This is a genomic window from Anabaena sp. FACHB-1391 (genome assembly GCF_014696755.1).
Taxonomy (GTDB): Bacteria; Cyanobacteriota; Cyanobacteriia; order Cyanobacteriales; family Nostocaceae; genus Dolichospermum; species Dolichospermum planctonicum.
Genome location: NZ_JACJQS010000018.1, coordinates 37,911 through 63,728, shown reverse-complemented (window position 1 = coordinate 63,728; position 25,818 = coordinate 37,911). Strand labels below are relative to the sequence as shown.

The following is a 25,818-nucleotide window of genomic DNA, read 5'->3' as shown; positions in this document are numbered from 1 at the left end:
AATTATCTTTCTACCAAAAGTGGATACTGCTAGTTTTCATGAAAAATTTTCGTTTCAGATGATTGAAATTCTCTTAGTAGACAAAAAACCTTTTTTGGTATGGTGAAGCCAGATATGGCTTTTTAAGGACAACAAGCACAATTATCATTATTGTCACCGCCATTACCGCCATTACTGTTATTGCCACCGCCCAATAGACCCAACAAAGTTAATAATATTGGTAACCACCACCACCAAGGCCACTCGGAAGCTTTGTCCGAGGTAGTTTGATTATTCTCAAGGTTAGATGTTGGTGTATTGCCAGAACTTGGATTATTTTCGGCTACCTGAGATATTACAAATTCAGAGCTATTCCAATTATTGGAATAGTTATGAGTATTAGCCAGCAGAGGGAAAAAGCTACTCATTGCTAGGACTAATATAAATGATAACAGTGCAATTAGTATTGCTTTCAACCCAGGCAATCGAAGAAAATTCAAGGCTGGTTTGGGTATAATCCAGTAACCACGAGTGTTTATTCGTTGGTACTGAACATTCTGAGCGAATCGGATATTTGATGGCGGCCAAATATCAATTGGTGGGAGTTCATTAAATATTTTTTCATAGCTAATTAGCGTTTCGTTATACCATCTGCGATATTTTTCCTGCTCGCCATAACCGCCACTACTAGGATTATGATGCAATGATTTATGTAAGATTTTGCCACAAAACTCATCCCAGTATGAGTGAGTATAGGTTAAGTGCAAATGCCAAGCTTGATCCACTTGAGAAGAAGGACTAACAGGATGCCCAGCGATCATGGCAAGAAAGGCAAACTTTTTGTATTCGTTAATAACACGTTGGGTGTATTCAATTGTCCAACCGTTGTCTTTTGCTAATCGTTGAGTAAATGATAAAACTGCATCAGCATCATCTAGAGAAAATTTTTGAATATTTTGATAAAGCTCTTTCTGTTGAGTATTCATTAGTAACTCCTTTAAAGTGTTGAAAGTTAAATTGTCAAAACTAACCAATAGGTAATAGAATCAACGACGGATGAGTTCTTGAAAGTTATTTGTGTAAATCCTAATTTTGGCTTACTCAACAGTAATCATCCGTTTTTCGGTAAAACACATAGCAGTACCTTTCTCGTAATAAGCAGCTTCATTGATAAAGATGGGATAGACACTAGAGTTTCCTTGATAGCTAATTATCTGACCATCAAATGTTAAGAACATAGGATCACCAGGATGCAAAACTTCATAATCTTGAAACTGAAGATGAGGATGGATCATAGCTTGAATTTCTCCCTGTTCGTTTCTCGGATAATCAATTTTTTCTAGATATTCATAGCAGATTAGGTTATTTGAAAAAGATGGAACTTTTTCCTGGTTGTACAGTTCCAAATAATCTAAAATTGTGTATATTATGGCTTCAGTTTTCAGAAAAAACTCTGCATTTAAAACACCTTGAGGAACAGATCCCACCTCAATACAAATTCCAAATCTGCCAAGCGATCGCAGTGAATCATGACTGCGACCAGAGTTTCCCAAATTACAAACCTTGATTGCAGGATTAATATAATTAAGATAAGCGGCTAATTGCAAATTGAATGGTTCATCATTATCTACAATTATGGTTATGCCCATATTAGCAGTGGTACTATGTAAATCAACGATAAAATCAACAGGAGTTTTACCATTTTTTCCAAACAGATAGTTAATCTCTTTAGCTCGTAAATCTTCATAACTAGATAGTGTTAAATCCTTTAAATTTTCGGGTAGGAAGCAGCGATTCAAATCTTTATTGATGTATCGTCTTACTGCTGTAAAGGCTTGAGGATTAGCCAAAAAAGTCAGTGTTTCAAAACCGGATCTATTAATTAATTGCGGGAATTGCTCAAACTTTTTAATCAAGTATACTCCAGTAAACTCATTCCCGTGAGTTCCACCGACAATTAACACCCGACTGAGTTGATGATCAGACTTCATTTTTGGTTCTCCAGTGACAATTGGTTGTGTTGTTCTGAATATATCCGAGAAAACCATGATACAATCACCTTATTTATGCAACATTCCATGACTAAAACGTCATAATGCTGAAACAACAAGAATCTTTAGCCATGATGATTAACCTCAAACTGCACGATGATCACAAATGGTCGAATTGGGATCAACTCGAACTGTGTCATCTGAAATATGCGATCGCTGTCAATGATAAGCAGGGATTTACCAACGCTGCTGCATATCTGGAAATTGATCAGGGATTTCTGAGTAAGCAAATAAAATGGCTGGAGAAAAAAATTGGATTTCAAATATTTGATCGTCACCAGCGCCCATTAAAATTAACAGATGCTGGAAATGAGTTTTTGCAAACAGCCCGTCAAATTCTCCATCAGATTGAACAATCAATTGAATTAGGTCAACGATTAAATCGTGGCGAAAAAGGACGATTAATTATAGGAATTAATACCTCAATTGCTAACAGTAAATTACCCGACATTCTTAGAGTATTTCATAATAAATTCCCAGAAGTAGAACTTGTATTACAGGAGTTAGCTTCTTATGAGCAAATTGAGAAATTGCGAACACGACAAATTGATTTAGGTTTCTTTCACGTCCATAATATCCAGAACAATAATGATAATGTCTTGACTTTTATACCTGTTCTGCAAGAATCTTTGGTGATTGTTTTACCTGAAAATCATCGTTTCGCAAGACGAACTAGTATTTCACTTGCAGCACTGGCAAATGAGGAATTTATCCTCCCACCACATAACCTGTTATATAATTTGCGTGAGCAAATTAATGATCTTTGTCTGGATGCAGGTTTTCAGCCAAAAGTTAAACAAGAAGCTGCATGGATATCAACTGTTCTCAGTTTAGTTGCCGGTGGAATGGGCATTTCGCTACTTCCAGCAAATGTACAAAATTTGCAACGACATGGTGTAATCTATCGTTCTATACAAGGAAAATCCCCATTATTAGAACTTGTTGCTGTTTGGAGAAGTGATAATGTGTCTATAATTTTGAAAAATTTCCTGGAAGTAATTTCTAATTTAGCCTAAATTATCATCATTAAGGCTAAATAAAATCTGACATTATTTGATCAATATTGAATTGATCAATATTTAACAATCGTAAATCGAAAATCCAAAATAGTAAAATTATGAATAGTGATTTATCTTCCTTACAAATTCGAGATATTGGTGAACAAGGTCTTTTAGAAAGATTACAACGCTTTTGTCCACCAGGTATGATTGGTGATGATGGGGCAGTATTAGTAACGGATTCTGATAAATGTTTAATAGTTACCACTGATATGCTCGTTGACGGCGTGCATTTTAGTGATGTTACCACCTCTGCTCAGGATGCTGGTTGGCGGGCTGCGGCGGCGAATTTATCTGATTTAGCAGCAATGGGGGCAACTCCCATGGGGATAACTGTGGGATTGGGTTTACCCGGAAATGTAACTGTAAGTTGGGTTGAGGGATTATATGCGGGCATGACAGAATGCTTGGCAAAGTATCATATTCCCATAGTTGGTGGTGATATTGTGCGATCGCCTATTACTACTTTAGCTATTACGGCATTTGGTCAAGCTCACCCTAATTTGATTATTCGTCGTGGCACTGCTCAGGTAGAAGATGCTATTGTCCTGACAGGGGTACATGGAGCGTCCCGTGGGGGCTTAGAATTACTTTTACATCCCCAAATAGGTCAAAATCTCAAAGCTGAAGCCAAGACGGCTTTAATTACCGCCCACCAGCGTCCCAACCCCCGGTTAGATGTCTTACCTATTTTGTGGGAAATTGTAGAATCCCAATGCAAAATCCCAAATCTCAAATCTCAAATTACCGTTGCTGGTATGGATAGCAGTGACGGTTTAGCAGATGCAATATTACAAATTTGTCGAGCCAGTCAGGTCGGTGCAGTGATAGAATCCAGTAAAATACCATTACCAGCAGCCTTTGGAGGATGGTTAACTGAGGAGAAATGCTTAGAATATGCCCTTTATGGTGGGGAAGATTTTGAATTAGTCCTGTGTTTACCAATAGAACCGGCATTAAAATTGGTAGAACAACTGGGAAATGGTGCGGCAATAATCGGTAAAATTACCCCAGGCTCAAAAGTAATTTTAGAAGATCAAAAAGGAGAAATACCCGACCGAGTTCTTAACCTCAGTCAGGGATTTCAACATTTTTAATTAGTTAGGGAATAGGGAATAGGTAATAGGTAATAGGTAATAGGTAATAGGTAATAGGTAATAGGTAATAGGTAATAGGTAATAGGTAATAGGTAATAGGTAATAGGTAATTTGCTTTTTTCTCTGTCCCCGTGGCGTAGCGCCTGTTCCCTGTTAAGAGTTCCCTCTCACCTGTCACCTCTGGCCTGTCACCTCTGGCCTGTCAACTATCACCTCTGGCCTGTCACCTGTCACCTCTGGCCTGTCACCTCTGGCCTGTCACCTCTGGCCTGTCACCTCTGGCCTGTTCCCTGTTCCCTGTTAAGAGTTCCCTGTTCCCTGTCACCTAAATTAAACCCATTTTTCAGCTACTAACTCAGCCAAATCGAGAACACGTTGGCTATAACCCCACTCATTGTCATACCATGCCATGACTTTCACGATGTCACTGCCCATAACGATAGTCAAATTGGCATCAACAATAGAAGATTCGTCTGTACCTTGATAGTCAGAAGAGACAAGTTCCAATTCGCTGTAACCCAAAATGCCTTTTAGAGGACCTTCAGCGGCAGCTTTAAGAGCTTGGTTAACTTCTTCAGCAATGGTGCGCTTCTCAGTTTGAACTACAAAATCCACCATAGAAACGTTAGGGGTAGGTACGCGCAAAGCCACACCATTGAGCTTACCCTTCAATTGAGGAAGAACCAAAGCCACCGCTTTTGCAGCACCAGTGGAGGTGGGTACAATATTGATAGCTGCTGCTCTTGCCCGACGCAAATCACGGTGAGAAGCGTCTAATAAACGCTGATCACCTGTGTAGCTGTGGGTAGTAGTCATTACGCCTTTGATGATCCCAAATTTTTCATCTAATACCTTAGCGATGGGAGCTAAACAGTTGGTTGTACAACTAGCATTACTGATGATGTTATGGATGTTGTGGTCATAATCATGATGATTGACACCGACGACAAAAGTACCATCTTCATTTTTGCCAGGGGCGGTAATCAAAACCTTTTTAGCTCCAGCATTTACGTGCCTCATTGCCCCTTCTTTGCTGGTAAAAACCCCTGTTGATTCGATAATCAGGTCAATTTCCCATTCTTTCCAGGGTAAGTTATCTGGGTTGCGATCAGATACACATTTAATGGTTTTACCATTAAGAGTGATGGAATTATCATCAGCGGCAATGTCCACACCTTGTAATTTGCCTAGCATAGAGTCATATCTAAGCAGGTGAGCATTAGTTCTGGGATCAGATGTGTCATTAATAGCAACCAATTCGATCTTGCTATTTTCTCTGCCCACCCAGCAGCGTGCAAAGTTGCGTCCAATGCGCCCGAAACCGTTAATTGCAACTCTAATCACAGTGTGTTCCCCTCTGTATTTATGCCTATAAGTTGATATCGTTGACCATAATCATATCGCAAAGGGGGAATCTGTTTATAACGATAAAGTTTTAGATTCACAAAAAATTACAGAATTTATTTATAAATTGTTGGAGGTGAGGGAGCGGCTGGTAGATTTCTGACTTATGACTAATGACTAATGATGATTTCTCTAAATTGAATAATAGTTGCACTACCAATGTAATATTGTAGTCAATTCCGACAGAGGCTTTAGGCAAGTGATGCAAGTTGCTGTGCTTCAAGCTATTTTACTTAGTTTTAAAAAAGACACAATAAAATGTATTTAAATTTACACAATTTTCTTTCCCGATGTAGCAGAAATTTTCAGAATAATCTTATGAGCAGATTAGAATTGGTCAAAATGTTCGGATGGGGGATCATTTGGCTTAGGAGACAAAACCAAAACCAAAGTCAAAATTTAATCATTCAACAGGAATGAATATTTTGGATGGGATAGTTAGTTTCTGTAAAAATCAGAATCCTGTTATGATCCGCGTGTCTGATATGGTTCTGGTGTGGTGTAAGAGGAGAATAAAATGAGTAATTCTATAGATTTTAGTGGCAGACCATTTCATTTCATTGGCGTTGGAGGTATCGGAATGTCTGCTTTGGCTTATGTTTTAACCAAACGTCAATTACCAGTATCTGGTTCAGATTCGCGTCCTAATCATATTACGCACAAATTAGAATCTCTGGGTGTTCACATTTTTAGTAAACAAGAAGCCAACAATCTGGAGTTTTTTCTGCCTCAAGTAGCTAGTGATGAGGTATTATTAACTAGAGCAAAAACCAATTTGCCGCAGGTGATTTGTTCCACAGCTATTAATGCGAATAATTTGGAATATAAAGCTGCTTTGGAATTAGGTTGCCCGATTTTGCATCGTTCTGATGTTCTAGCTGCTTTAATTGCTGATTATTACAGTATTGCTGTAGCAGGCACTCATGGGAAAACCACCACCAGTAGCATGATTGGTTATATGCTATTGCAAGCTGGACTTGATCCGACGATTTTGGTTGGTGGGGAAGTCAAAGCTTGGGAAGGTAATGCGAGAATGGGGGAAAGCCGTTATTTAGTAGCAGAGGCTGATGAGTCTGATGGTTCTTTGGTGAAACACGCTCCTGAGATTGGAATTATCACTAATATTGAATTAGATCATCCTGATCATTACGAGACTTTAGAAGAAGTAGTTGATACCTTTCAAACCTTTGCTCGAGGTTGCAAAACCTTGGTAGGGAGCATTGATTGTGACACAGTGCGCCATCGCTTGAAACCAAGTATTAGCTATAGTCTTGACCCAGATCAAGGTGCTGACTATACCGTTAGTAATGTCAATTATCGGGCGGATGGGACAACAGCTTTGGTGTGGGAAAAAGGTCAAGCTTTAGGTGTATTAAATTTACAGCTATTGGGTCGTCATAACCTGAGCAATTCCTTAGCAGCAGTGGCGGTGGGTAGATTCTTAGGCTTAGAATTTGGGCAAATTGCCGAAGGTCTTGCCACTTTTGAAGGCGCAAGACGAAGGTTTGAGTTCCGAGGTGAAGCTGCTGGGGTGACTTTTATTGATGACTATGCCCATCATCCTAGTGAAATTCGTGCTACTCTAGCCGCAGCTAATCTTCAATCTAGACCTGGACAAAGGGTAGTGGCTATTTTTCAACCCCATCGTTATACTCGGACATTAACGTTTTTAGAAGAGTTTGCTGAGTCTTTTGCTCATGCTGATCTGGTTGTGCTAACTGATATTTACAGTGCTGGTGAACCTGATTTGGGTCAAGTCAGTGGAGAAGATTTAGCCACTGCAATTAGTAAACACAACCCTCAAGTAGTTTATCAACCAAATTTACCTTTAGTTAGTGAATTTTTACTGGAAAACCTGCGTTCAGGAGATTTAGCACTGTTTTTAGGTGCTGGTAATTTAAATCAGACTATTCCTGAATTGATTACCACCATGAGTAAACCAGCAAAAAGCTACATCTGAGAAAGATAACTGCATCTAGCAGTGGGGTGATAAGTTAACTGCAAGACCGGATTTTTACGGTAAATAAATCACATAAGTCAAAAATTCACCAATTGAAGTAAAGATGATAACTTCCCAGGAACTTGGCAAAATCTGTAATTTTTCTGATTTGACCCCGCAAAGACAAATTAAAGATCATGGGGATAATGGTAAATCAATTTACTTACCAGGGACTGATTGTTCTCTCAAGACTCATACTTCCTTGTCAGGGTTTACTTCTTATCGAGTTGGGGGGGAGGCTGAATACTATGTTTCTCCTCAGAATTTAGAGGCTTTAAAAGCAAGTATTGAGTTTGCCAAAGAGAATTATTTAGCGATAACAATCTTAGGCGCTGGTTCTAATTTGTTAGTGAGCGATCACGGTATACCTGGATTAGTCATTGCCACTCGTCATCTCCGCTCTAAATATTTTAACCCAGATACAGGTCAATTAACCGTATCTGCGGGAGAATCGATTCCTGCTTTAGCATGGGACGCTGCTGCTTTGGGATGGGAAGGATTAGAATGGGCTGTGGGTATCCCTGGAACGGTAGGGGGTGCGGTGGTGATGAATGCTGGGGCGCATAGTAGCTGTATTGCAGATATGTTAGTTAGCGCTCAAGTTCTTTGTCCTGATGGAACTTTGGTAACTCTCACCCCGGAGGAATTAGGCTATACATATCGGAGTTCACGGCTACAAGGTGGGAAATGGATTGTGACTCAAGCGACCTTGCAACTGCAACCAGGGGCAGATCCTGTGGTAGTGACAGATAGAACCAAAGACCATAAAAAACACCGACTCAGCACCCAACCATACAGCTACCCCAGTTGTGGTAGTGTGTTTAGAAATCCTCAACCCTATACTGCGGGTTGGTTAATTGAACAAACTGGACTCAAAGGCTATCAATTAGGGGGAGCGCAAGTTGCCCAACTCCATGCTAATTTTATTGTCAATCGGGGGGGAGCTAAAGCCAGCGACATTTTTTCTCTCATTCGTCATGTTCAAAATCAGGTGCAAGAACGCTGGTCAATTTGGTTAGAACCAGAGGTAAAAATGTTAGGTGAGTTTCCAGCGGTTTTCTAAAGGGAATAGGGAATAGGGAATAGGGAATAGGGTTTGAAACTGTAACTTAAATTCTAGCCAGATATAGACAAACTTGCCGAAATCTACTATTTTAGATTAAATAGTAATCAAAACATTGGAGGTTTAACAATCCATCTATAATTGAATTTGATTTGTCAGTAATCGTACAGCGGATAACCAGTTATGACAGGAAAAGGACAGGGATTTGGCTTTGGCTTAGGCAAAATGAAAGAATTAGCCGAAGCTTTTAAAAAAGCGCAGCAAGTTCAAGAGGGTGCAAAACGTCTTCAAGAAGAATTAGAGGAAATGGAGATTCTGGGAGAATCTGGTGGTGGACTGGTTAGGGTGATTGTCAGTGGCAACCAAGAACCCAAACGAGTGGAAATTGCTCAATCTGCTTTAGAAGAAGGTGCAGAAGTGCTTTCTGATTTAGTCGCTGCGGCCATGAAAGATGCTTATAAAAAGTCTACCGAAACCATGCGGGAACGGATGGAAGATCTAACCAGTGGATTGGAGTTACCTGGATTGTAGTCAATAGCTAGTGGTCAGTGGTCAGTGGTATAAAGTAACTGGCAACTGACACAAAAAATCAAAATAGATGACTTATAAGTTACTGTTTGTCTGCCTTGGTAATATTTGTCGCTCACCGTCGGCTGAAAATATTATGAATCATCTGATTTCGCAAAGGGGTTTAACTAAAACAATTCTTTGCGATTCTGCAGGTACTGCTGGTTATCATATTGGTAACGCACCGGATAGACGCATGAGCGCCGCAGCAGAGAATAAGTTAGGATTTAAACTCCAAGGCCGAGCGCGTCAATTTCAAAGCTCCGATTTTCAAGAGTTTGATTTGATTTTGGCCATGGACCGTAGTAATTATGATGATATCCTAGCTCTTGATCCTTCTGGGCAATATCATTCTCAAGTTAGGCTGATGTGTGATTTTTGCTCTCAATATACCCTCAAGGAAGTTCCAGACCCTTATTATGGAGGAGTTGAGGGTTTTAATTTTGTGATTGATTTACTGATGGATGCCTGTGAAGGTTTACTAAAGTATATTACTGAGAAGTAATCCAAAGTATCATATTTCTTAGATCCTCGATTTATTGACAAAATCGGGGATTTAACTTTTGGATTTGGGGATTTGGGTTTTTTAGATTAACTAACCACAGAGGACACAGAGGACACGGAGTTAGGAAGAAAATACAGCTTTGATTCTCACTATTTCAAAGTTTAAAATTTTGTAAAATATTTTCTTTTTTTGTCGGGGTAGTTGACTTTCCCCCGTGGGCGTGATATTGTGATAATGGGAATGCGTCCCTCAATAAAAATTTTGCTCACACTCCATTATATTTATATGACTATAATACCACGCCGAAAGCAACCCGAACCCTAAAAATAAAAAATTTTTTTCAAAAAAACTTATTTAAAATTGTATTTAGATAAATAAAACTTATGAGTTGTGTAAAAGTTCAGTTTTTTGGTAGATATTGTAAATTCTGAGTCGGAAAATATCTGAAAATAAATAATTAATATTCAATATTCTAGTTGGCCATGAAAAGTGAAGATTGTCAACGGGTAGAAATATTTCTGCAAAAGTGGAAAGGTTCTCAGGGGAACGAGAGAGCAAATTATCAGGGTTTCTTTTTAGAACTTTGTGATGCTCTGGGGGTAGAGCGTCCATCACCTAAAGGCAGTATAGCAGGCGATCGCTATTGTTTTGATAAAGATATCAAAATTTTTAACAAAGATGGAGTTACGACCAACTTTGCAGACTTCTATAAAGAAGGACATTTTTTAATTGAAGCCAAACAAGGGGGAAACGCAAATAAACGGGGTACAGCCAAACGAGGGACAAAAACCTACGATATAGCCATGGAAAAGGCCTTTTATCAAGCACAAAGCTATACACCTTTTCTACCTAGTAAACCTCCCTTTTTAATTACCTGTGATATTGGTTCACATTTGGAAATTTGGATGAGTTTTAGTGGTAACTATGGTGGTTATGGAGCGCGGGAAAAAATTGATCTTGATCAGCTTTTACATGAGAAAGTATTTAATCGCTTTGTTGCGATATTTAATGATCCGCAAAGTTTAAACCCGGAAAAATATCGAGCGCGGGTAACAAGAGAAGTAGCGGATACCTTAGCTAAATTAGCGCGGTGGTTAGAACAACAAGGACACGAACCGAAAGAAGTGGCAAATTTTCTCATGCGCTGCATTTTTACCATGTTTGCAGAAGATGTGAAATTATTGCCAGGAGAAGTTTTTACTAAAGCATTAAAAGAACGTTGGTTGGTTGAACCCAAGACATTTAAAACCCAGATTGAAAGACTGTGGAAAGTGATGAATACTGGGGGAGAATTTAACTTTGATGAAATTCCCCAATTTAACGGCAGCTTTTTTGCTCATGCAACAGCTTTTGATTTACCCAAAGAACAGTTAGAAGTGCTGTATGAAGCTGCAAATAAAGATTGGACTGAGGTAGAACCGGCGATTTTTGGGACTTTATTAGAACGAGCTTTAGATAGTAAAGAACGGAAAAGTTTAGGAGCGCATTACACACCCCGATCCTATGTTGAGCGGTTAGTGCGTCCCGTAGTCATAGAACCTTTGCGGTCAGAATGGTTATTAGTGGAATCGGAGGTTAATCGCTTTTTAACTCTCAAAGAAACACAGCAAAAACCGACAAAGACACAAATAGAAAAAGCTGAACATGAGATTCGGGGATTTTTAGAGAAGTTACAACAAATTCGTATTCTTGACCCGGCTTGTGGTTCGGGTAATTTCTTGTATGTAACATTAGATTTATTAAAGACATTGGAGCAAGAAGTACAGACGCGGTTACTGGATGTTTTGGGAGAGGTAACAACGAATTTATTAGAGGAATTTGATCCGCGTTTAGCAGGAAGAAAACAGGTAAATCCGTCGCAATTTTTAGGGATTGAAATTAATCCTAGAGCGGCTGCTATTGCAGAGTTAGTAATTTGGATTGGTTATTTACAATGGCATTTTAAACGCTATGGAAGTACACCACCACCAGAACCGATTTTACAGGATTTTCATAATGTTGAACATCGTGATGCGGTGTTAGATTATGATGGGAAGGAGTTAGATATTGATCCTAAAACGGGTCAGGTAAAAACGCGCTGGGGTGGAAAAATGATCAAGCATCCTGTGACGGGGGAAGATGTTCCAGATCCGAGTGATCAAGTTCCTATTTATCGTTATCTTCATCCTCGTCCTGCTATATGGCCAAATGCAGATTATATTGTTTCTAATCCTCCTTTTATTGGTAATTATCGGATGCGTGAAGCTCTAGGAGACGGGTATACAGAAGCAGTACGACAAGTCTATAAAGATGTACCTGATACTGTAGATTTTGTTATGTATTGGTGGCATAAAGCGGCTGATTTAGTTAGAACGGGTAATTTACGAAGATTTGGATTAATTACAACTAATAGTATTAGTCAAACGTTTCAAAGAAAGGTGATTGATTTTCATCAGAATCAAAAAAACTCCATTCGTTTAATTTTTGCAATTTCTGATCATCCTTGGGTTGATGGAGGTGCAGCAGTTAGAATTGCAATGACTGGAGTAGAGTTAAATGATTCAAAAAATCAACGAATACCCCAGTTAGGTAGTATAATATTTGAAAATGAGGCATTAACCCCAGAAGATCAAGCTGATAATATTAAGATTGAGTTTTGCAATGCTAACACAATTTTTAGTAATCTATGTGTTGGAGTTGATTTCACACGAACTCGGCCACTTATTAGTAATAAAAAACTATGCTGTCGAGGTGTTCAACTTATTGGTAAAGGATTTGAGCTAACTCATGCACAAACTTTAAATATAGAAACAGAAATTGTTCATCCTTATCTAAATGGACGAGACTTATTACACATTTCTAGAAATGCACTTGTAATTGATTTATTTGGTCTTTCAGAAAATATAGTTAGAGAGCAATATCCAAAAGCATATCAATGGGTTTATGAACGAGTTAAACCAGAAAGAGATCAAAATAATCGAGGATCATATCGAAAAAATTGGTGGATATTTGGAGAGCCAAGAGCTACTTTAAGAGATTCAATAAGAGCAATCAACAAATTTATTGTAACTGTTGAAACTTCAAAACATCATGTATTTTTTATGCTTGATAAAAGTGTAATTCCTGATAATAGGCTTATCATATTTTCTCTTGATGATGCTTACTTTTTAGGGATTTTATCAAGTCATTTTCATAAAATTTGGGCATTAGCAGCAGGTGGAAATTTAGGAGGAAATACACCATGTTATAATAAAACTGTTTGTTTTGATCCTTTCCCTTTTCCAAATCCTACACCAGAACAAAAACAGAAAATCCGAGAATTAGGAGAAAAATTAGACTCCCACCGTAAACGAGTACAAACACAACATCCTGAAATCACAATTACGGGAATGTATAACCTGCTAGAAAAACTCCGCAAAGGAGAAACATTTACCGAAGCAGATAAAACATATAATAATAAAGCCTTAGTTTCCACCCTCAAACAAATTCATGATGAATTAGATCACGCTGTTTTTGATGCTTATGAATGGCAAGATTTAAAAGATAATCAAAAAACAAAGGCCGAAATTGAGGAAATAATTTTATCAAGATTAGTCGCGCTCAATGCTGAACGTGCAGAAGAAGAACGTAACGGAATAATTCGCTGGTTGCGTCCCGAATATCAAGCACCAAATGAAGTTACCCAACAACTACTAACGGAAGTTATGGAAACAGAAGAAACTGTGATTATTCCCACAGAACAAAAAACTTTTCCCAAACAACCAAAAGACCAACTTGCAACTATCCGCGATTTACTTCGCACCAATACCAACGAGTGGACAGTGGAACAAATTGCTGCTCAATTTAAAAATGGTGGAAAATATAAAAATACTATTACCGAAAATCTGGAGAGATTAGAATGGTTTGGGATTTTAATGTGTCGAGAAATAGGAGAAAGTAAATATTGGCAATATGTGGAAATATAGTAGAATGTCTGATAGCGAAGCGTGGCCTTAGCTATATCAGGATTGACAGGATTTCAGGATTGACAGGATGCTTATTTGTGTTATAATTCTTTTATCTGAAACTTGATGGTCAGCGGTTCGAGTTTCCCGAAAATTTTAAAAAATTAAACAATTCTCAAAAAAATTCTAAAAATTTTAAAAAAAATTTCTTTTTTTTGGTCTTAACCGATTGACTTGCGCTGCGCGGCATGATATTCTGATAATGGGAATGTGTCCCTCGATAAAAATTTTGCTTACACTCCATTATATTTATATGACTATAATAACACGCCGAAAGCGACACGAACCCTAAAAATAAAAAATTTTTTTCAAAAAAACTTATTTAAAATAGAAAATCTATAACTTTAACTTATATATATCCCATATATTAATGGTTACAGAGGTTGGGGAGCTAATATTTTATTTGTCTAAATCAGGATTGACAGGATGCTTATTTGTGTTATAATTTTGTTATCTGAAACTTGATGGTGAGTGGTTCGAGTTTCCCGAAAAATTTGAAAAAATTAAAAAATTCTCAAAAAAATTCTAAAAATTTTAAAAAAAATTTCTTTTTTTTGGTCTTAACCGATTGACTTGTGCCGCGCGGCATGATATCCTAATAATGGGAATGCGTCCTTCAATAAAAATTTTGCTTACACTCCATTATATTTATATGACTATAATAACACGCCGAAAGCGACACGAACCCTAAAAATAAAAAATTTTTTTCAAAAAAACTTATTTAAAATAGAAAATCTATAACTTTAACTTATGAATTAGTCATAACATGAATATAAATTACCATTACAGCGGATTAATATAAGGGTGAGGTACACTTTTGGCGGGCAAGATGCCCGCACCACAAGAGTTTTATTATTAATATCTGTACTTCATAATATCGGAAACTGCTATACATCACTATTTTATTATTAACTGATTACAAGAAAAAGAAAAAATGTAAACGTGGTAAATTACCCAAATACATGAATAATTAATCACATATTGAAAATGAAGAGGTAAATAAATGCGGGCTTTTGTGACTGGTGGTACGGGGTTTATTGGTTCTCATGTGGTGCGATCGCTGTTACAATCAAAATACCAAGTTACAGCTTTAGTCCGTCCTCATAGTCACCTGAACAATTTACAGGGTTTGGCTGTAGATATTGTTAAAGGTGATGTAAACGACGCGAATATTTGGGAACAGATGCAGGGGTGTAATTACTTATTTCATGTTGCTGCCCATTATTCATTGTGGCAAAAAGACCGGGATTTGCTATATTTGAATAATGTACAAGGGACGCGCAATATTTTAGCAGCAGCGCAAAAAGCGGGAATTGAACGTACAGTTTATACTAGTTCCGTTGCGGCTATTGGTGTGGGAAAAGCTGGGGAAATTGTGAATGAAACCCATCAAAGTCCGGTAGAAAAATTGGTGGGAGATTACAAAAAATCGAAGTTTTTAGCCGAACAAATAGCAATATCAGCAGCTAATCAAGGTCAGGATATTGTGATAGTAAATCCTAGTAGTCCCATTGGTCCATTAGATATTAAACCTACACCAACCGGGGATATTATTTTACGGTTTCTGCGGCGACAAATGCCCGCTTATGTAGACACAGGGTTAAATTTTATTGATGTGCGGGATGTAGCTAAGGGACATTTATTAGCATTAGAAAGAGGGAAAAAAGGCGATCGCTATATACTAGGTCATGAGAATCTTAGCTTCAAACAACTTCTAGAACAACTTGCCCAAATCACCGATTTACCTGCACCACAAACGTCTATACCAGCTTGGATACCTCTAACAGTCGGCTGGGTAGAAGAAAAAATCCTCGCACCTCTAGGGAAAACCCCAACAGTTCCCATAGATGGTGTTCGCATGGCACAACAACCAATGTATTATGATACTTTTAAGGCTATCCGCGAATTAGGTTTACCTCAGTCCCCCCTGAGTGTAGCGCTCAAGGATGCTGTAGATTGGTTCGTGTCTAATGGTTATGTGAATAGGTGACAGGTGATAGGTGACAGGTGACAGGGAACAGGTGATAGGTGATAGGTGATAGGTGATAGGGAACAGGTGATAGGGAACAGGTGATAGGTGATAGGTGATAGGTGACAGGTGACAGAAATTAACTACCAATTACCAATTACCAATTACCAATTACCAATTACCAATTACCCATTACCCATTACCAATTACCAATTACCAAACAAATTGAGGAGTGTTAGTTTCATGGCGATTAATCTACAACAAGCAATAGATATAGGTAAGTATTTAGTTACACAACGCTTATTAGGGCGGAAACGGTTTCCCCTGGTATTAATGCTAGAACCGCTGTTCCGGTGTAATTTAGCCTGTACAGGTTGCGGTAAAATCCAGCATCCAGTGGAGATACTCAAGCAAAATCTCACCCCAGAACAGTGTTTTGCAGCGGTGGAAGAATGTGGCGCACCAGTTGTTTCCATTCCCGGAGGAGAACCATTATTACATCCCCAAATCAGGGAAATTGTTGAAGGTTTAATTAAACGCAAGAAATATATTTACTTGTGTACAAATGGTTTATTACTAGAAAAGAGTCTCGATAAATTTCAGCCTTCTCCCTATCTCACCTTTAGTGTACATTTAGATGGAATGCGAGAATGGCATGATAAATGTGTAGACAGAAAAGGGGTTTTTGATACTGCTGTCCAAGCAATTCGCGCCGCTAAAGCGAAGGGTTTTCGTGTCGCTACCAACACGACCATTTTTGAAGGTTGTAATGTTGAAGAAATGCAGGAGTTTTTCGATTTTCTGGAAACATTGGGAACTGACGGGATGATGATTTCTCCTGGTTATAGTTATGAATGGGCTCCAGATCAAGATCATTTTTTACAAAGAGAACAAACCCGCGCTTTATTCCGGGAAATTCTCATACCCTACACCTCTGGAAAGAAAAACTGGAACTTTAATCATAATCCTTTATTCTTAGATTTTCTCATTGGTGAAAAAGACTATGAATGCACTCCTTGGGGTAGTCCTAGTTACAGTGTTTTAGGTTGGCAAAAACCCTGTTATTTGTTGAATGAAGGCTATTATCAAACATTCCAAGAATTGTTAGATAAAACTGATTGGAGTCAATACGGACGCGCTAGTGGTAATCCCAAATGTGCTGATTGTATGGTACATTGTGGTTATGAACCCACAGCAGCAATGGACGCAATGCAGCCGAAAAATATTGCCCGTTCTCTAACTACTGTATTTGGGAAGTAACATTCTGAATCAGGATGTACAGGATTTGAGGATGTACAGGATTAAATAATAGTTAAGTGATATTTAATCTTGTTAAGATTCTCATCTAGAAAATCCTGATTCTGATTACTTTTTGAATAAATAAGATCCAAAATTAGAGAACAACGTCGTCGGATTAAAGAACATTTAGAAGAAAACCCTAGTTTAAAATCCTATCTATCAGAAGTAGTTATTTCTGCTTATCAAGATGGTGTAGATTTAGCAATTCAGGAAACTAATTTACCTGATACCACTTTTCCTAGTGAAAATCCTTATAGTATTTCTCAAATTCTTGATCCTGCTTTTTTAGTGAATCAAGAGGAATAATAACCAAATGGTAACTGAGAGTTTTGACATCAGTATGCAAAAAAAAGTTGTCAAAATACTTGGCAAATAAAAGATCATCTGCTATATTAGTTTCATACCCAAAAACCTAATCCCCTAATCCCCTGTCCCTACGGGGATGTAGAGACGTTCCTCGGATCGTCTCTACTCTTTTATATTGAGATTGCAGGTTTCTGAAATTTTAGATATTGAATCTTTAACCTAAAACCCAAAATCCAAAATCCAAAATCCAGTTAGGCCCTATCTAATCAGCATTAAGAATTTTGGGAACTCGGAAAAAATCACCTTCCTGTTGAGGAGCGCTGTTGAGGATTGCTTCTCTGTCAGGATAAGGTTGGAGAATGTCCTCTCTGGTGACATTACTGACATCAATAGCTCTGGTTGTTGGTGCGACATTAGTAACATCCAGTTGATTTAGTTGTTGAATATAATCCAGAATACTACCCAATTGAGTGGTAAATTGTGTTTCTTCATCTGCTGTCAATTCTAAACGAGCGAGATTAGCAACTTTACGAACTAGTTGACTATCAATCATAATTTATCAGTTATCAGTTGTCAGTGGTCAGTTGTCAGTTATCAGTTATCAGTTATCAGTTATCAGTTGTGAGTTGTCAGTTGTCAGTTGTCATAAAACTAACAACCGACTCATGGCTAACTTAAAAGAATACGTCAATTTGCGATCGCCCGGTAGTTTTTAGCCAGTTTTGAGCTTCAATGTAATTATTGGGAGCCATGCGAATTGCTCGAATCCAATAATCCGCTGCTTGATCAAACAATGCCTCACCACCGTCATGATCCCCGCTTTCCTTAGCTCTTTCACCTTGAAAATGATAAATGACGGCGATATTATTTAAAGCTTGGGGTAATTGTGGATTTAACTCAATAGCCTGATGATAAAACTCTAAAGCCTTATTATGATCACCGTTACTGGCATAAATCAACCCCATATTATAGAGAATATAACCGCGATCATTGGGGTCATCTTCCATTTCCAAGGCTTCTGTATAATAGTCTAATGCTTCAGCATACTCACCTTCTGCTTGTGCGGACATTCCATCTCGGTAATAAACAAATGCCTCTTTAGCTTTTTTGTTGGTTGGCAATATCTTGAGGATGATATCTGCCATAACGGTAAAGGATTTGTCAACAAAGTTATCGTTTTTCTGTGTTCTTGGCATATAAACCTTTTTGGTTACTCAATTGCAGCATAAACCTAATACGGCTAATTTAACTGATTTGTGGGGGTTTGAGTTAGGGAGGGAGAAGGAGACACGAGTATTATATGCTATAATATAATAATTAACCGTAGATAAATGCAAGTGATTAGGGATGAATCATATTTATTTATATGTATTAATTTGTATTAATTTAAAGCTTGACAATATGATCACTATCTGTAAATAATCAATCAAACAAATTAGATCCAAAACTATTCCCATAAATTGATGATTAAGGCACTAAAACTACCCCAGAAATTAATGCTGCTTGGTTCAGGAGAACTAGGAAAGGAATTTGTAATCGCTGCTCAACGTTTAGGTAATTATGTGATTGCTGTTGACAGATATGCTAATGCTCCTGCTATGCAAGTAGCGGATTGTGCTGAAGTTATTTCTATGCTGAGTGCTGATGATTTAGAAGCAGTAGTAAATAAACATCAGCCTGATTTTATCATTCCCGAAATTGAAGCTATTAGAACTGAAAAGTTACAGGAATTTGAACAAAGGGGAATTACAGTTATTCCCACAGCAGCGGCCACTAACTACACCATGAACCGCGACAGAATTAGGGAATTAGCCCACAAGGAACTAGGAATTAGAACTGCTAAATATGGTTATGCTATCACCTTAGAAGAATTAATTACTGTTGCTGAAGAAATTGGTTTTCCTAATGTTGTTAAACCTGTGATGTCCTCTTCTGGAAAAGGTCAATCTGTAGTTAATGATAGAACTGAAGTAGAAAAAGCTTGGAATTATGCTATTTCTAATTCTCGTGGAGATAGTCAAAAGGTAATTGTCGAAGAATTTATTAATTTTGAAGTTGAGATTACCTTATTAACAATTAAACAATGGGATGCACCCACAATTTTCTGTTCTCCCATTGGCCACCGTCAAGAAAGAGGAGATTATCAAGAATCTTGGCAACCCGCAGCTATTTCTGAAGCTAAAATATTAGCATCTCAAGAAATTGCCAAAAAAGTTACTGATGCTTTGGGTGGTGCGGGAATTTTTGGGGTTGAATTTTTCATCACTAAAGACGAAGTGATTTTTTCCGAACTTTCTCCCAGACCCCATGATACAGGAATGGTGACATTAATTTCCCAGAATTTGAATGAATTTGAATTACATCTGCGAGCGATTTTAGGTTTACCAATTCCCCATATTCAACAGTTAGGATTTTCTGCAAGTGCGGTAATTTTAGCTTCAGAAAAATCTGATTCTATTGCTTTTACTGGTGTAGCTGAAGCTTTAGCAGAAAAAGATGTAGATATTAAATTATTTGGTAAACCTATTGCTCATCCCTATCGTCGCATGGGAGTGGCCTTAGCCAAAGGTGGAGATATTCAGGAAGCGAGAGAAAAGGCCACAAAAGCAGCTAGTCAGGTGAAAATAAGTAATATGTAAATTAGCTTGTTATTAACTTATACATAGCATTTTGTCAATAGTAAAAGTCCTGAACAAATGAGTATTATATTTTACACTCAATCGTCAGGACGATGATTTTGAGATAAATTTACAAGAATCTAACAGTGATGAAAGTTGACAGAATGGGAAAAAATGCCCCCGGTGTCAATCTTTGGTACTATTATTACCGAACTTATGCAATATTCATCACCTGGTAAAGCAGTTTGTTGACAAGATTATTTTTTGGGTGAAATCAGCATCATCATATTTCGCCCTTCTTTCTTTGGTGCTTGCTGTAGTTCACCAAAAGGCTCTAAATCTGTAGCCATCCGCTTAAGCAAGGTTTCTGCCAAGTCACTGTGTTGAATTTCCCGACCTCGGAACATTACAGTAGCCTTAACTTTATCGCCATCTTTGAGGAAGCGTTCGGCTTGCTTGACGCGCACATTATAGTCGTGTTCTTCTATTTTGTAGCGCATTTTTACTTCTTTCACATCAGCCGTGTGCTGCTTCTTCCGGGCTTCCCGCGCCTTCTTTTCTTGCTCAAACTTATATTTCCCATAGTCCATAATTCGACATACCGGCGGGTCAGCTTTGTCACTGATTAGCACCAAGTCCAATTCCTTCTCTTCGGCTAATTGTATGGCTTCTTGGGGGGTTATAATTCCCAGTTGTGCGCCATCAGTGTCAATTACCCGAATTTTCGGGAAGCGAATGCGTTCGTTAATTTGGGGAAGATCACGAGTTCTTTTTTTCTCAATCACAGGCATTATGATTAGTGGCAGCTCTTTAGTTAAGAATTTGGGTTGGTCTTGATTTAGTTAGCTTGGTTGAATATGCCGATTAAGGCAAAATACAAGAGTAACTCAGAATTGAAAAATGAATATCCATCTCCAGTGTAGCTAATTCATACACTAGTTGGCAGTCTCAACATATTTGTTATGCTATTGCTATACAGAACTTGACAAAAACCGGTTCAAAAAATTAATTAATGTAAATTACATGATATTTAACACCAATAACTATGGTTGCAATTTATCCTCATGAATACTTAGAAATCTAAGATATCTAGGGGATGCTTCTAGGATAACAAAATTAGGTATACAGTGGAGATAATCAAATATAATTTAACATATTAGGGAAAAAGAAACAAGGTTAATAATTGCTTAATCACAAAAGAGGGAAAAGTGACGACTGCAATACATTGGCGGCAACGGGTTGGTAATCAAAGAGACTGGGTATGGCGGGGCTGGCAGACTCGTTATACTTATATTCGTCCTGTCAAAGATCATCCAGGACAAACACCATTGATTTTACTACATGGCTTTGGTGCTTCCATTGGTCATTGGCGGCATAATTTAGAGGTATTAGGTAAACACAATACAGTTTATGCTATAGACATGATTGGATTTGGCGCATCTGAAAAAGCTGCAACTAATTACAATGTAGAATTATGGGTAGAACAAGTTTACGACTTTTGGAAAACCTTTATCGGTCAACCAGTTGTTTTAGTGGGTAATTCCATAGGTTCACTGATTTCTTTAGTGGCAGCGGCTACCCATTCTGACATGGTAAAGGGTATTGTGATGATCAGTTTACCAGATCCCAGCCTAGAACAAGAAATGATCCCGACTGCTTTCAAACCTGTGGTTAGGGGTATTAAAAGTATATTTACCTCCAGATTAATATTAAAACCGATATTCTATTTTGTGCGTCGTCCTAGCGTGCTGCGGCGTTGGGCGGGTTTAGCCTATGCTCATCCTGAAGCGATTAGTGATGAACTGATAGACATTTTAGCAGGACCTCCCCAGGACAGAGGATCTGCCCGTGCTTTTAGAGCCTTATTTAAGGCAACAACAGGGGCTAATTTTAGTCCGAGTGTCAAGAAAATTTTACCAAACTTAACAATTCCCATGTTGTTAATTTGGGGGAAAAAAGATCGATTTGTTCCCCCAAAACTAGCGGATCAATTTCTGCGCTACAATGAGAAACTAGAACTAGTATATTTAGAAAATGTGGGTCATTGTCCCCATGATGAATCACCAGAACAGGTTAACGAAGCAATTTTAGATTGGATAGGTAGAATGGGTAACTGGTAATAGATAAGGAGATGATTAAGTTCTTGAGTAACGGTGGGAAGTTATTCAATATTGACTTCTGTAGTATCAATATCCGTACTTCCGTCAACACCATGAGCGATAGAAACCATTTTCGTGAGAATATGCTGACTAGGGACTTTACCTTTTAATACCACAGTGCTACCCGTTTGAGCAACCCAGAGAGTGTCAATATCATCAAGGTCAGGATCTTGATCAAATGCTAATGCTACGCGTTTTGCTAAACCACTTTGGTCATATTCTCCGTTTAATCCTATCCGTTCTGGGGGAGTTGTTTGTCTATTAGCATCAGTCGTGGGATTAACTTGAGTGCTTTCCGATTGTTCTAAACCAAAAAGTCTTTGTAACCAACCCATAAATACTGATCTCCTATCATGATTCACTTCTGATAATAATATAAGTCCTTAAAAATAGATATATTTAACCAAGAAAATTTTGGACAAAATCCACTAGTAGTTAGATTTCTAGATAACTTTTCCAGAAGAACTGAATGATTGGAACTATTAAGTATAAAATAAGAATTAAGACCGACAATTCAGCGTGGTAGAAATTCGCTTCGCAGTCATGAGTGCCGGTCTGCGTTCATGCCATGCTTTTTTAGTTGCCGATGAAACATACGCTGTCAGTTATAGTTGAAGATGAAGCAGGAGTTCTATCCCGCATTGCTAGTTTATTTGCACGTCGGGGTTTTAATATTGAAAGCCTTGCTGTCGGTCCTGCGGAGCAGGGAGGAGTATCGCGGATTACAATGGTTGTGCCTGGTGATGATCGCATCATCGAACAACTTACCAAGCAACTGTATAAGTTAGTTAATGTTCTCAAAGTGCAAGATATTACAGAAATACCTTGCGTAGAAAGAGAATTGATGCTTTTGAAGGTAAATGCTAATAGCAGTAATCGTTCAGAAATAATTGAATTATCTCAGATTTTCCGGGCGCGAATTGTTGATGTGGCTGAAGATTCTTTGACTTTAGAAGTTGTGGGTGATCCTGGTAAAATGGTAGCGATAGTTCAAGTGCTACAAAAATTTGGACTGAGGGAAATTGCCCGTACAGGTAAAATTTCTTTAACTCGTGAATCAGGTGTAAATACTGAATTACTGAAGTCTTTACAGGTAAAAGTCTAGGGTGATTAAACGCGGATTAAACTTATAGTTAACAATCGAAGTTTCCCGTCCAATTAAGCAGCAGATATGGTGTAACTACTATGTCTGCTGCTATTATTTTGCTATTATTTTGATTTAATCAGGAATTATGTCAACCTGGCGTGACTTAATGAGTGAAAACTTGATAAAAAGTTTATAGTTCAAAGCAAAAAATAATAACCCATAGATTATGTTCATATTTGGTTAGTAAATATAAATTATATAGCACTCAAACATGACTAGTGAAAATTTATTCTTGTAAATTATCACCCCAGAGGCAGAAGACACAAACCGCAAGAATATATTTTCATTAATCAGCTATTGATGCTATGTGATTTGGGATAAATTCTCAAAAAATGATGAAGATATTGAGTAGATTCATTGATTATTAAATTTCCACCATTTTACCATTAAGATTTGTTTGTATTAATAACCAATTTAGAACTGGGCAGGTAATCCCTATGATTGATAATTGAATAGGGTTATTTCCATAAGTATTTTTTTGAGGTTATTAATGAGAATTTCAGGTGTTTATCCAGTGAAAAAATTCTGTAGATTTTCCTGGAGATACTGATATGAATATCCTATTTTTTGTTTCTCACGTTACTATTCAGAGAACAATTAGAAAATTATCGAGTCAATTAAGTAAAATCAGGAATAGACATTGGTTTATTTGTGATATCACGGTTTTTGCAATGACACCATTGTTAGCATTAGGATTGCGTTTAGATGGTAATCTAAACTTGCAACAAGATATTTTCCAGTTGGGAATTGCGACAATTTTGTTTTTAGTAGTCAAACTAATTATCTTTTGGGGGGTTGGTTTTTATAGACGCTATTGGAAGTATGCAAGCATCGAAGAAGGGATTTATATAGTCACATTGATGATGGGTGTGGTAGTCATCCAAACGACCCTATTTAATTTATTGGAGATGCTATTAAGTGAACTTCCGCAATCACTGCCAATTTTGGAGGGAATACTATCTTGCATATTTGTGATTTTACTGCGGTTTAGTGTTCGAGTTGTAGAAAGGATAAGCCACAGACAAAAAATATCTAAAAATAGAGAAAGAGTGTTGATAATTGGTGCTGGTAGTGCGGGGGTTTCCCTTGTAGAAGATATGCAAAGAAATCCCCAATTTGGAGCTTATCCCGTAGGATTTATTGATGACGACATCAAAAAACAGAATATACATTTAAGGGGAATTCCCGTATTAGGAAATCGTCAGAAAATTTCTGAAGTTATCAAAACACTAAAAATCCATAAAGTTATCATTGCTATGCCTACAGTTCCTGGACAAACTATTAGAGAAATTGTAGATATTTGTCAAAACAATGGAGTGCAACCTAGTACCTTACCAGGAATCTATGAAATCCTGAATGGTCGTGTAAGAGTAGATAGTGTTAGAGACATCAAAATTGAGGATTTGCTCAGACGTGAACCCATTCAGACAGAACTGGAAAGAGTAGCCCAATTTATCAATAATAAGACAGTATTAATCACAGGTTCAGGAGGATCGATTGGTAGTGAACTATGCCGACAAATTTTACGTTGTTACCCAGCTAAAATTATCCTAATTGGCCATGGAGAAAATTCTGTTTTTAATATCCAACAAGAACTAGAAAAACTGATCCAAATACTGAAAAATAATCATAAATCAGCGACGGATGTTAATATACCGCAGATTTATACCTTCATTGCTGATATTAGAGTGCAGTCGAGATTAGAACACGCTTTTGAGAGATTTAAACCGGATGTAATTTTTCATGCTGCGGCTCATAAACACGTTCCTCTGATGGAATTAAATCCCGCAGAAGCAATTACTAATAATGTAATGGGAACGAGAAATTTACTACAAGTAGCATTGCAATATAATGTTGAACATTTTGTGATGATTTCCACAGATAAAGCAGTTAATCCTACTAATGTCATGGGTGCTAGTAAAAGAGTAGCGGAAATGTTAGTTTTACAAGCTGCAAAAGAAAGTGGTAAATCCTATGTAGCGGTGCGTTTTGGCAATGTTTTAGGAAGTCGTGGTAGCGTAGTTCCTACGTTCCAAAAACAGATTTTAGCAGGGGGACCAATTACAGTTACTCATCCCGATATTTGCCGATATTTCATGACCATACCGGAAGCAGTTCAACTAGTTTTGCAAGCATCTATTCTGGGTCGTAGTGGTGAAGTTTTAATGTTAAATATGGGTGAACCTGTGAAAATTGTAGATTTAGCAAAAGAATTAATTCATCTTTCAGGATATGAAGTTAACAAAGATATTGACATAGTATTTACAGGTTTAAGACCGGGGGAAAAGCTATTTGAGGAATTGTTTATTGAGGGTGAAGAGTATGAAAATACTGAACATGAAAAACTATTAGTTGTGAAAAATGCGAGTCGGATTATTCCTAATTCTTTGAATATTACTGTAGAAAAATTGCTAGGAGTAGCTGCCAGAAATGATACCAATTCTATTATCTTATTGCTATCGCAATTGGTAGCAGGTTACAAACCGAAATTCCCGGAAGAAAGCAGTTTATTAGATACCGCTAAATATGCCAATCAGACCTCCCATAGGCAGGTAAATATTTTAGCAAATATCGAGCCAACAAGTGCATAAGCATTCTTGATAGTTTAAGTCAA

Annotated in this window: 21 protein-coding genes; 14 read left to right on the top strand and 7 right to left on the bottom strand. The window is 37.7% G+C overall.

What is annotated here, in order from left to right; genetic code table 11:
• Positions 1-122: 122 nt before the first annotated feature.
• Positions 123-965, bottom strand: a complete 843-nt coding sequence (locus H6F62_RS10780; RefSeq protein WP_190372017.1) for a hypothetical protein — start codon at positions 963-965, stop codon at positions 123-125.
• Between the two features lie 111 nt (positions 966-1,076).
• Entirely contained in the window at positions 1,077-1,970 is an 894-nt protein-coding gene (locus tag H6F62_RS10775) for an aspartoacylase (protein WP_190372038.1), read from the bottom strand.
• A 104-nt stretch (positions 1,971-2,074) separates the two neighbouring features.
• Between H6F62_RS10775 and H6F62_RS10770 the strand changes: the two genes are divergently transcribed.
• Positions 2,075-3,046 carry a LysR family transcriptional regulator gene (locus H6F62_RS10770; RefSeq protein WP_242025973.1) on the top strand — a complete coding sequence of 324 codons (972 nt, stop codon included), beginning with the start codon at positions 2,075-2,077 and terminating at the stop codon, positions 3,044-3,046.
• 101 nt (positions 3,047-3,147) lie between these two features.
• Positions 3,148-4,185, top strand: a complete 1,038-nt coding sequence (gene thiL / locus H6F62_RS10765) for a thiamine-phosphate kinase (protein WP_190372016.1) — start codon at positions 3,148-3,150, stop codon at positions 4,183-4,185.
• A 330-nt stretch (positions 4,186-4,515) separates the two neighbouring features.
• On the opposite strand, the gene H6F62_RS10760 is transcribed toward thiL, so the two are convergent.
• Positions 4,516-5,529 carry a type I glyceraldehyde-3-phosphate dehydrogenase gene (locus H6F62_RS10760; protein ID WP_137907105.1) on the bottom strand — a complete coding sequence of 338 codons (1,014 nt, stop codon included), beginning with the start codon at positions 5,527-5,529 and terminating at the stop codon, positions 4,516-4,518.
• Between the two features lie 577 nt (positions 5,530-6,106).
• Here H6F62_RS10760 and murC point away from each other — a divergent pair.
• From murC to H6F62_RS10720, 8 genes are all read left to right on the top strand, one after another.
• Positions 6,107-7,549 carry a UDP-N-acetylmuramate--L-alanine ligase gene (murC, locus tag H6F62_RS10755; protein ID WP_137907104.1) on the top strand — a complete coding sequence of 481 codons (1,443 nt, stop codon included), beginning with the start codon at positions 6,107-6,109 and terminating at the stop codon, positions 7,547-7,549.
• Between the two features lie 103 nt (positions 7,550-7,652).
• A complete protein-coding gene (gene murB, locus H6F62_RS10750; RefSeq protein ID WP_137907103.1) occupies positions 7,653-8,651 on the top strand; it encodes a UDP-N-acetylmuramate dehydrogenase in 999 nt (332 codons plus the stop codon).
• A 183-nt stretch (positions 8,652-8,834) separates the two neighbouring features.
• Positions 8,835-9,182, top strand: coding sequence for a YbaB/EbfC family nucleoid-associated protein (locus tag H6F62_RS10745; protein ID WP_137907102.1), 348 nt, complete (start codon positions 8,835-8,837; stop codon positions 9,180-9,182).
• Positions 9,183-9,249: 67 nt separating this feature from the next.
• Positions 9,250-9,723 carry a low molecular weight protein-tyrosine-phosphatase gene (locus H6F62_RS10740; protein WP_137907101.1) on the top strand — a complete coding sequence of 158 codons (474 nt, stop codon included), beginning with the start codon at positions 9,250-9,252 and terminating at the stop codon, positions 9,721-9,723.
• A gap of 482 nt (positions 9,724-10,205) precedes the next feature.
• Positions 10,206-13,667 carry a class I SAM-dependent DNA methyltransferase gene (locus H6F62_RS10735; protein WP_190372015.1) on the top strand — a complete coding sequence of 1,154 codons (3,462 nt, stop codon included), beginning with the start codon at positions 10,206-10,208 and terminating at the stop codon, positions 13,665-13,667.
• Positions 13,668-14,709: 1,042 nt separating this feature from the next.
• Complete coding sequence (gene hpnA / locus H6F62_RS10730; protein ID WP_190372014.1) at positions 14,710-15,696, top strand: hopanoid-associated sugar epimerase; 987 nt, start codon at positions 14,710-14,712, stop codon at positions 15,694-15,696.
• A 222-nt stretch (positions 15,697-15,918) separates the two neighbouring features.
• The gene (gene hpnH, locus H6F62_RS10725; protein ID WP_137907097.1) at positions 15,919-16,935 is read left to right on the top strand and encodes an adenosyl-hopene transferase HpnH; all 1,017 of its coding nucleotides are present in this window, start codon (positions 15,919-15,921) and stop codon (positions 16,933-16,935) included.
• Positions 16,936-17,055: 120 nt separating this feature from the next.
• Complete coding sequence (locus H6F62_RS10720; RefSeq protein WP_306420181.1) at positions 17,056-17,280, top strand: DUF29 domain-containing protein; 225 nt, start codon at positions 17,056-17,058, stop codon at positions 17,278-17,280.
• A 262-nt stretch (positions 17,281-17,542) separates the two neighbouring features.
• On the opposite strand, the gene gatC is transcribed toward H6F62_RS10720, so the two are convergent.
• Both gatC and H6F62_RS10710 read right to left on the bottom strand, forming a co-directional pair.
• The gene (gatC, locus tag H6F62_RS10715) at positions 17,543-17,833 is read right to left on the bottom strand and encodes an Asp-tRNA(Asn)/Glu-tRNA(Gln) amidotransferase subunit GatC (RefSeq protein WP_137907096.1); all 291 of its coding nucleotides are present in this window, start codon (positions 17,831-17,833) and stop codon (positions 17,543-17,545) included.
• 121 nt (positions 17,834-17,954) lie between these two features.
• On the bottom strand, positions 17,955-18,476 hold the full coding sequence (locus H6F62_RS10710) for a photosystem I assembly protein Ycf3 (protein WP_137907095.1): 522 nt from the start codon (positions 18,474-18,476) through the stop codon (positions 17,955-17,957).
• A gap of 267 nt (positions 18,477-18,743) precedes the next feature.
• Between H6F62_RS10710 and purT the strand changes: the two genes are divergently transcribed.
• A complete protein-coding gene (purT, locus tag H6F62_RS10705; protein ID WP_137907094.1) occupies positions 18,744-19,919 on the top strand; it encodes a formate-dependent phosphoribosylglycinamide formyltransferase in 1,176 nt (391 codons plus the stop codon).
• A gap of 236 nt (positions 19,920-20,155) precedes the next feature.
• Here purT and infC read toward each other — a convergent pair whose 3' ends face one another.
• Positions 20,156-20,689 (bottom strand): translation initiation factor IF-3, encoded by a 534-nt coding sequence (gene infC, locus H6F62_RS10700; protein ID WP_015083285.1) that lies wholly within the window; start codon positions 20,687-20,689, stop codon positions 20,156-20,158.
• A 417-nt stretch (positions 20,690-21,106) separates the two neighbouring features.
• On the opposite strand from infC, the gene H6F62_RS10695 reads away from it, so the two are divergent.
• Positions 21,107-22,018 (top strand): alpha/beta fold hydrolase, encoded by a 912-nt coding sequence (locus tag H6F62_RS10695; protein ID WP_190372013.1) that lies wholly within the window; start codon positions 21,107-21,109, stop codon positions 22,016-22,018.
• Between the two features lie 41 nt (positions 22,019-22,059).
• Here H6F62_RS10695 and H6F62_RS10690 read toward each other — a convergent pair whose 3' ends face one another.
• Entirely contained in the window at positions 22,060-22,392 is a 333-nt protein-coding gene (locus H6F62_RS10690) for a BON domain-containing protein (protein ID WP_137907092.1), read from the bottom strand.
• Positions 22,393-22,643: 251 nt separating this feature from the next.
• On the opposite strand from H6F62_RS10690, the gene ilvN reads away from it, so the two are divergent.
• A complete protein-coding gene (ilvN, locus tag H6F62_RS10685; protein ID WP_028084672.1) occupies positions 22,644-23,162 on the top strand; it encodes an acetolactate synthase small subunit in 519 nt (172 codons plus the stop codon).
• 593 nt (positions 23,163-23,755) lie between these two features.
• The gene (locus H6F62_RS10680) at positions 23,756-25,795 is read left to right on the top strand and encodes a nucleoside-diphosphate sugar epimerase/dehydratase (protein WP_137907091.1); all 2,040 of its coding nucleotides are present in this window, start codon (positions 23,756-23,758) and stop codon (positions 25,793-25,795) included.
• Positions 25,796-25,818: the final 23 nt, after the last annotated feature.

Coding starts and splice junctions, on each gene's coding strand:
- H6F62_RS10680 (WP_137907091.1), top strand. CDS start 23,756: ATGAATATCCTATTTTTTGTTTCTCACGTTACTATTCAGAGAACAATT.
- gatC (WP_137907096.1), bottom strand. CDS start 17,833: ATGATTGATAGTCAACTAGTTCGTAAAGTTGCTAATCTCGCTCGTTTA.
- hpnH (WP_137907097.1), top strand. CDS start 15,919: ATGGCGATTAATCTACAACAAGCAATAGATATAGGTAAGTATTTAGTT.
- hpnA (WP_190372014.1), top strand. CDS start 14,710: ATGCGGGCTTTTGTGACTGGTGGTACGGGGTTTATTGGTTCTCATGTG.
- thiL (WP_190372016.1), top strand. CDS start 3,148: ATGAATAGTGATTTATCTTCCTTACAAATTCGAGATATTGGTGAACAA.
- infC (WP_015083285.1), bottom strand. CDS start 20,689: ATGCCTGTGATTGAGAAAAAAAGAACTCGTGATCTTCCCCAAATTAAC.
- H6F62_RS10745 (WP_137907102.1), top strand. CDS start 8,835: ATGACAGGAAAAGGACAGGGATTTGGCTTTGGCTTAGGCAAAATGAAA.
- H6F62_RS10775 (WP_190372038.1), bottom strand. CDS start 1,970: ATGAAGTCTGATCATCAACTCAGTCGGGTGTTAATTGTCGGTGGAACT.
- H6F62_RS10780 (WP_190372017.1), bottom strand. CDS start 965: ATGAATACTCAACAGAAAGAGCTTTATCAAAATATTCAAAAATTTTCT.
- H6F62_RS10735 (WP_190372015.1), top strand. CDS start 10,206: ATGAAAAGTGAAGATTGTCAACGGGTAGAAATATTTCTGCAAAAGTGG.
- H6F62_RS10690 (WP_137907092.1), bottom strand. CDS start 22,392: ATGGGTTGGTTACAAAGACTTTTTGGTTTAGAACAATCGGAAAGCACT.
- ilvN (WP_028084672.1), top strand. CDS start 22,644: ATGAAACATACGCTGTCAGTTATAGTTGAAGATGAAGCAGGAGTTCTA.
- H6F62_RS10710 (WP_137907095.1), bottom strand. CDS start 18,476: ATGCCAAGAACACAGAAAAACGATAACTTTGTTGACAAATCCTTTACC.
- purT (WP_137907094.1), top strand. CDS start 18,744: ATGATTAAGGCACTAAAACTACCCCAGAAATTAATGCTGCTTGGTTCA.
- H6F62_RS10770 (WP_242025973.1), top strand. CDS start 2,075: ATGCTGAAACAACAAGAATCTTTAGCCATGATGATTAACCTCAAACTG.
- H6F62_RS10740 (WP_137907101.1), top strand. CDS start 9,250: ATGACTTATAAGTTACTGTTTGTCTGCCTTGGTAATATTTGTCGCTCA.
- murC (WP_137907104.1), top strand. CDS start 6,107: ATGAGTAATTCTATAGATTTTAGTGGCAGACCATTTCATTTCATTGGC.
- murB (WP_137907103.1), top strand. CDS start 7,653: ATGATAACTTCCCAGGAACTTGGCAAAATCTGTAATTTTTCTGATTTG.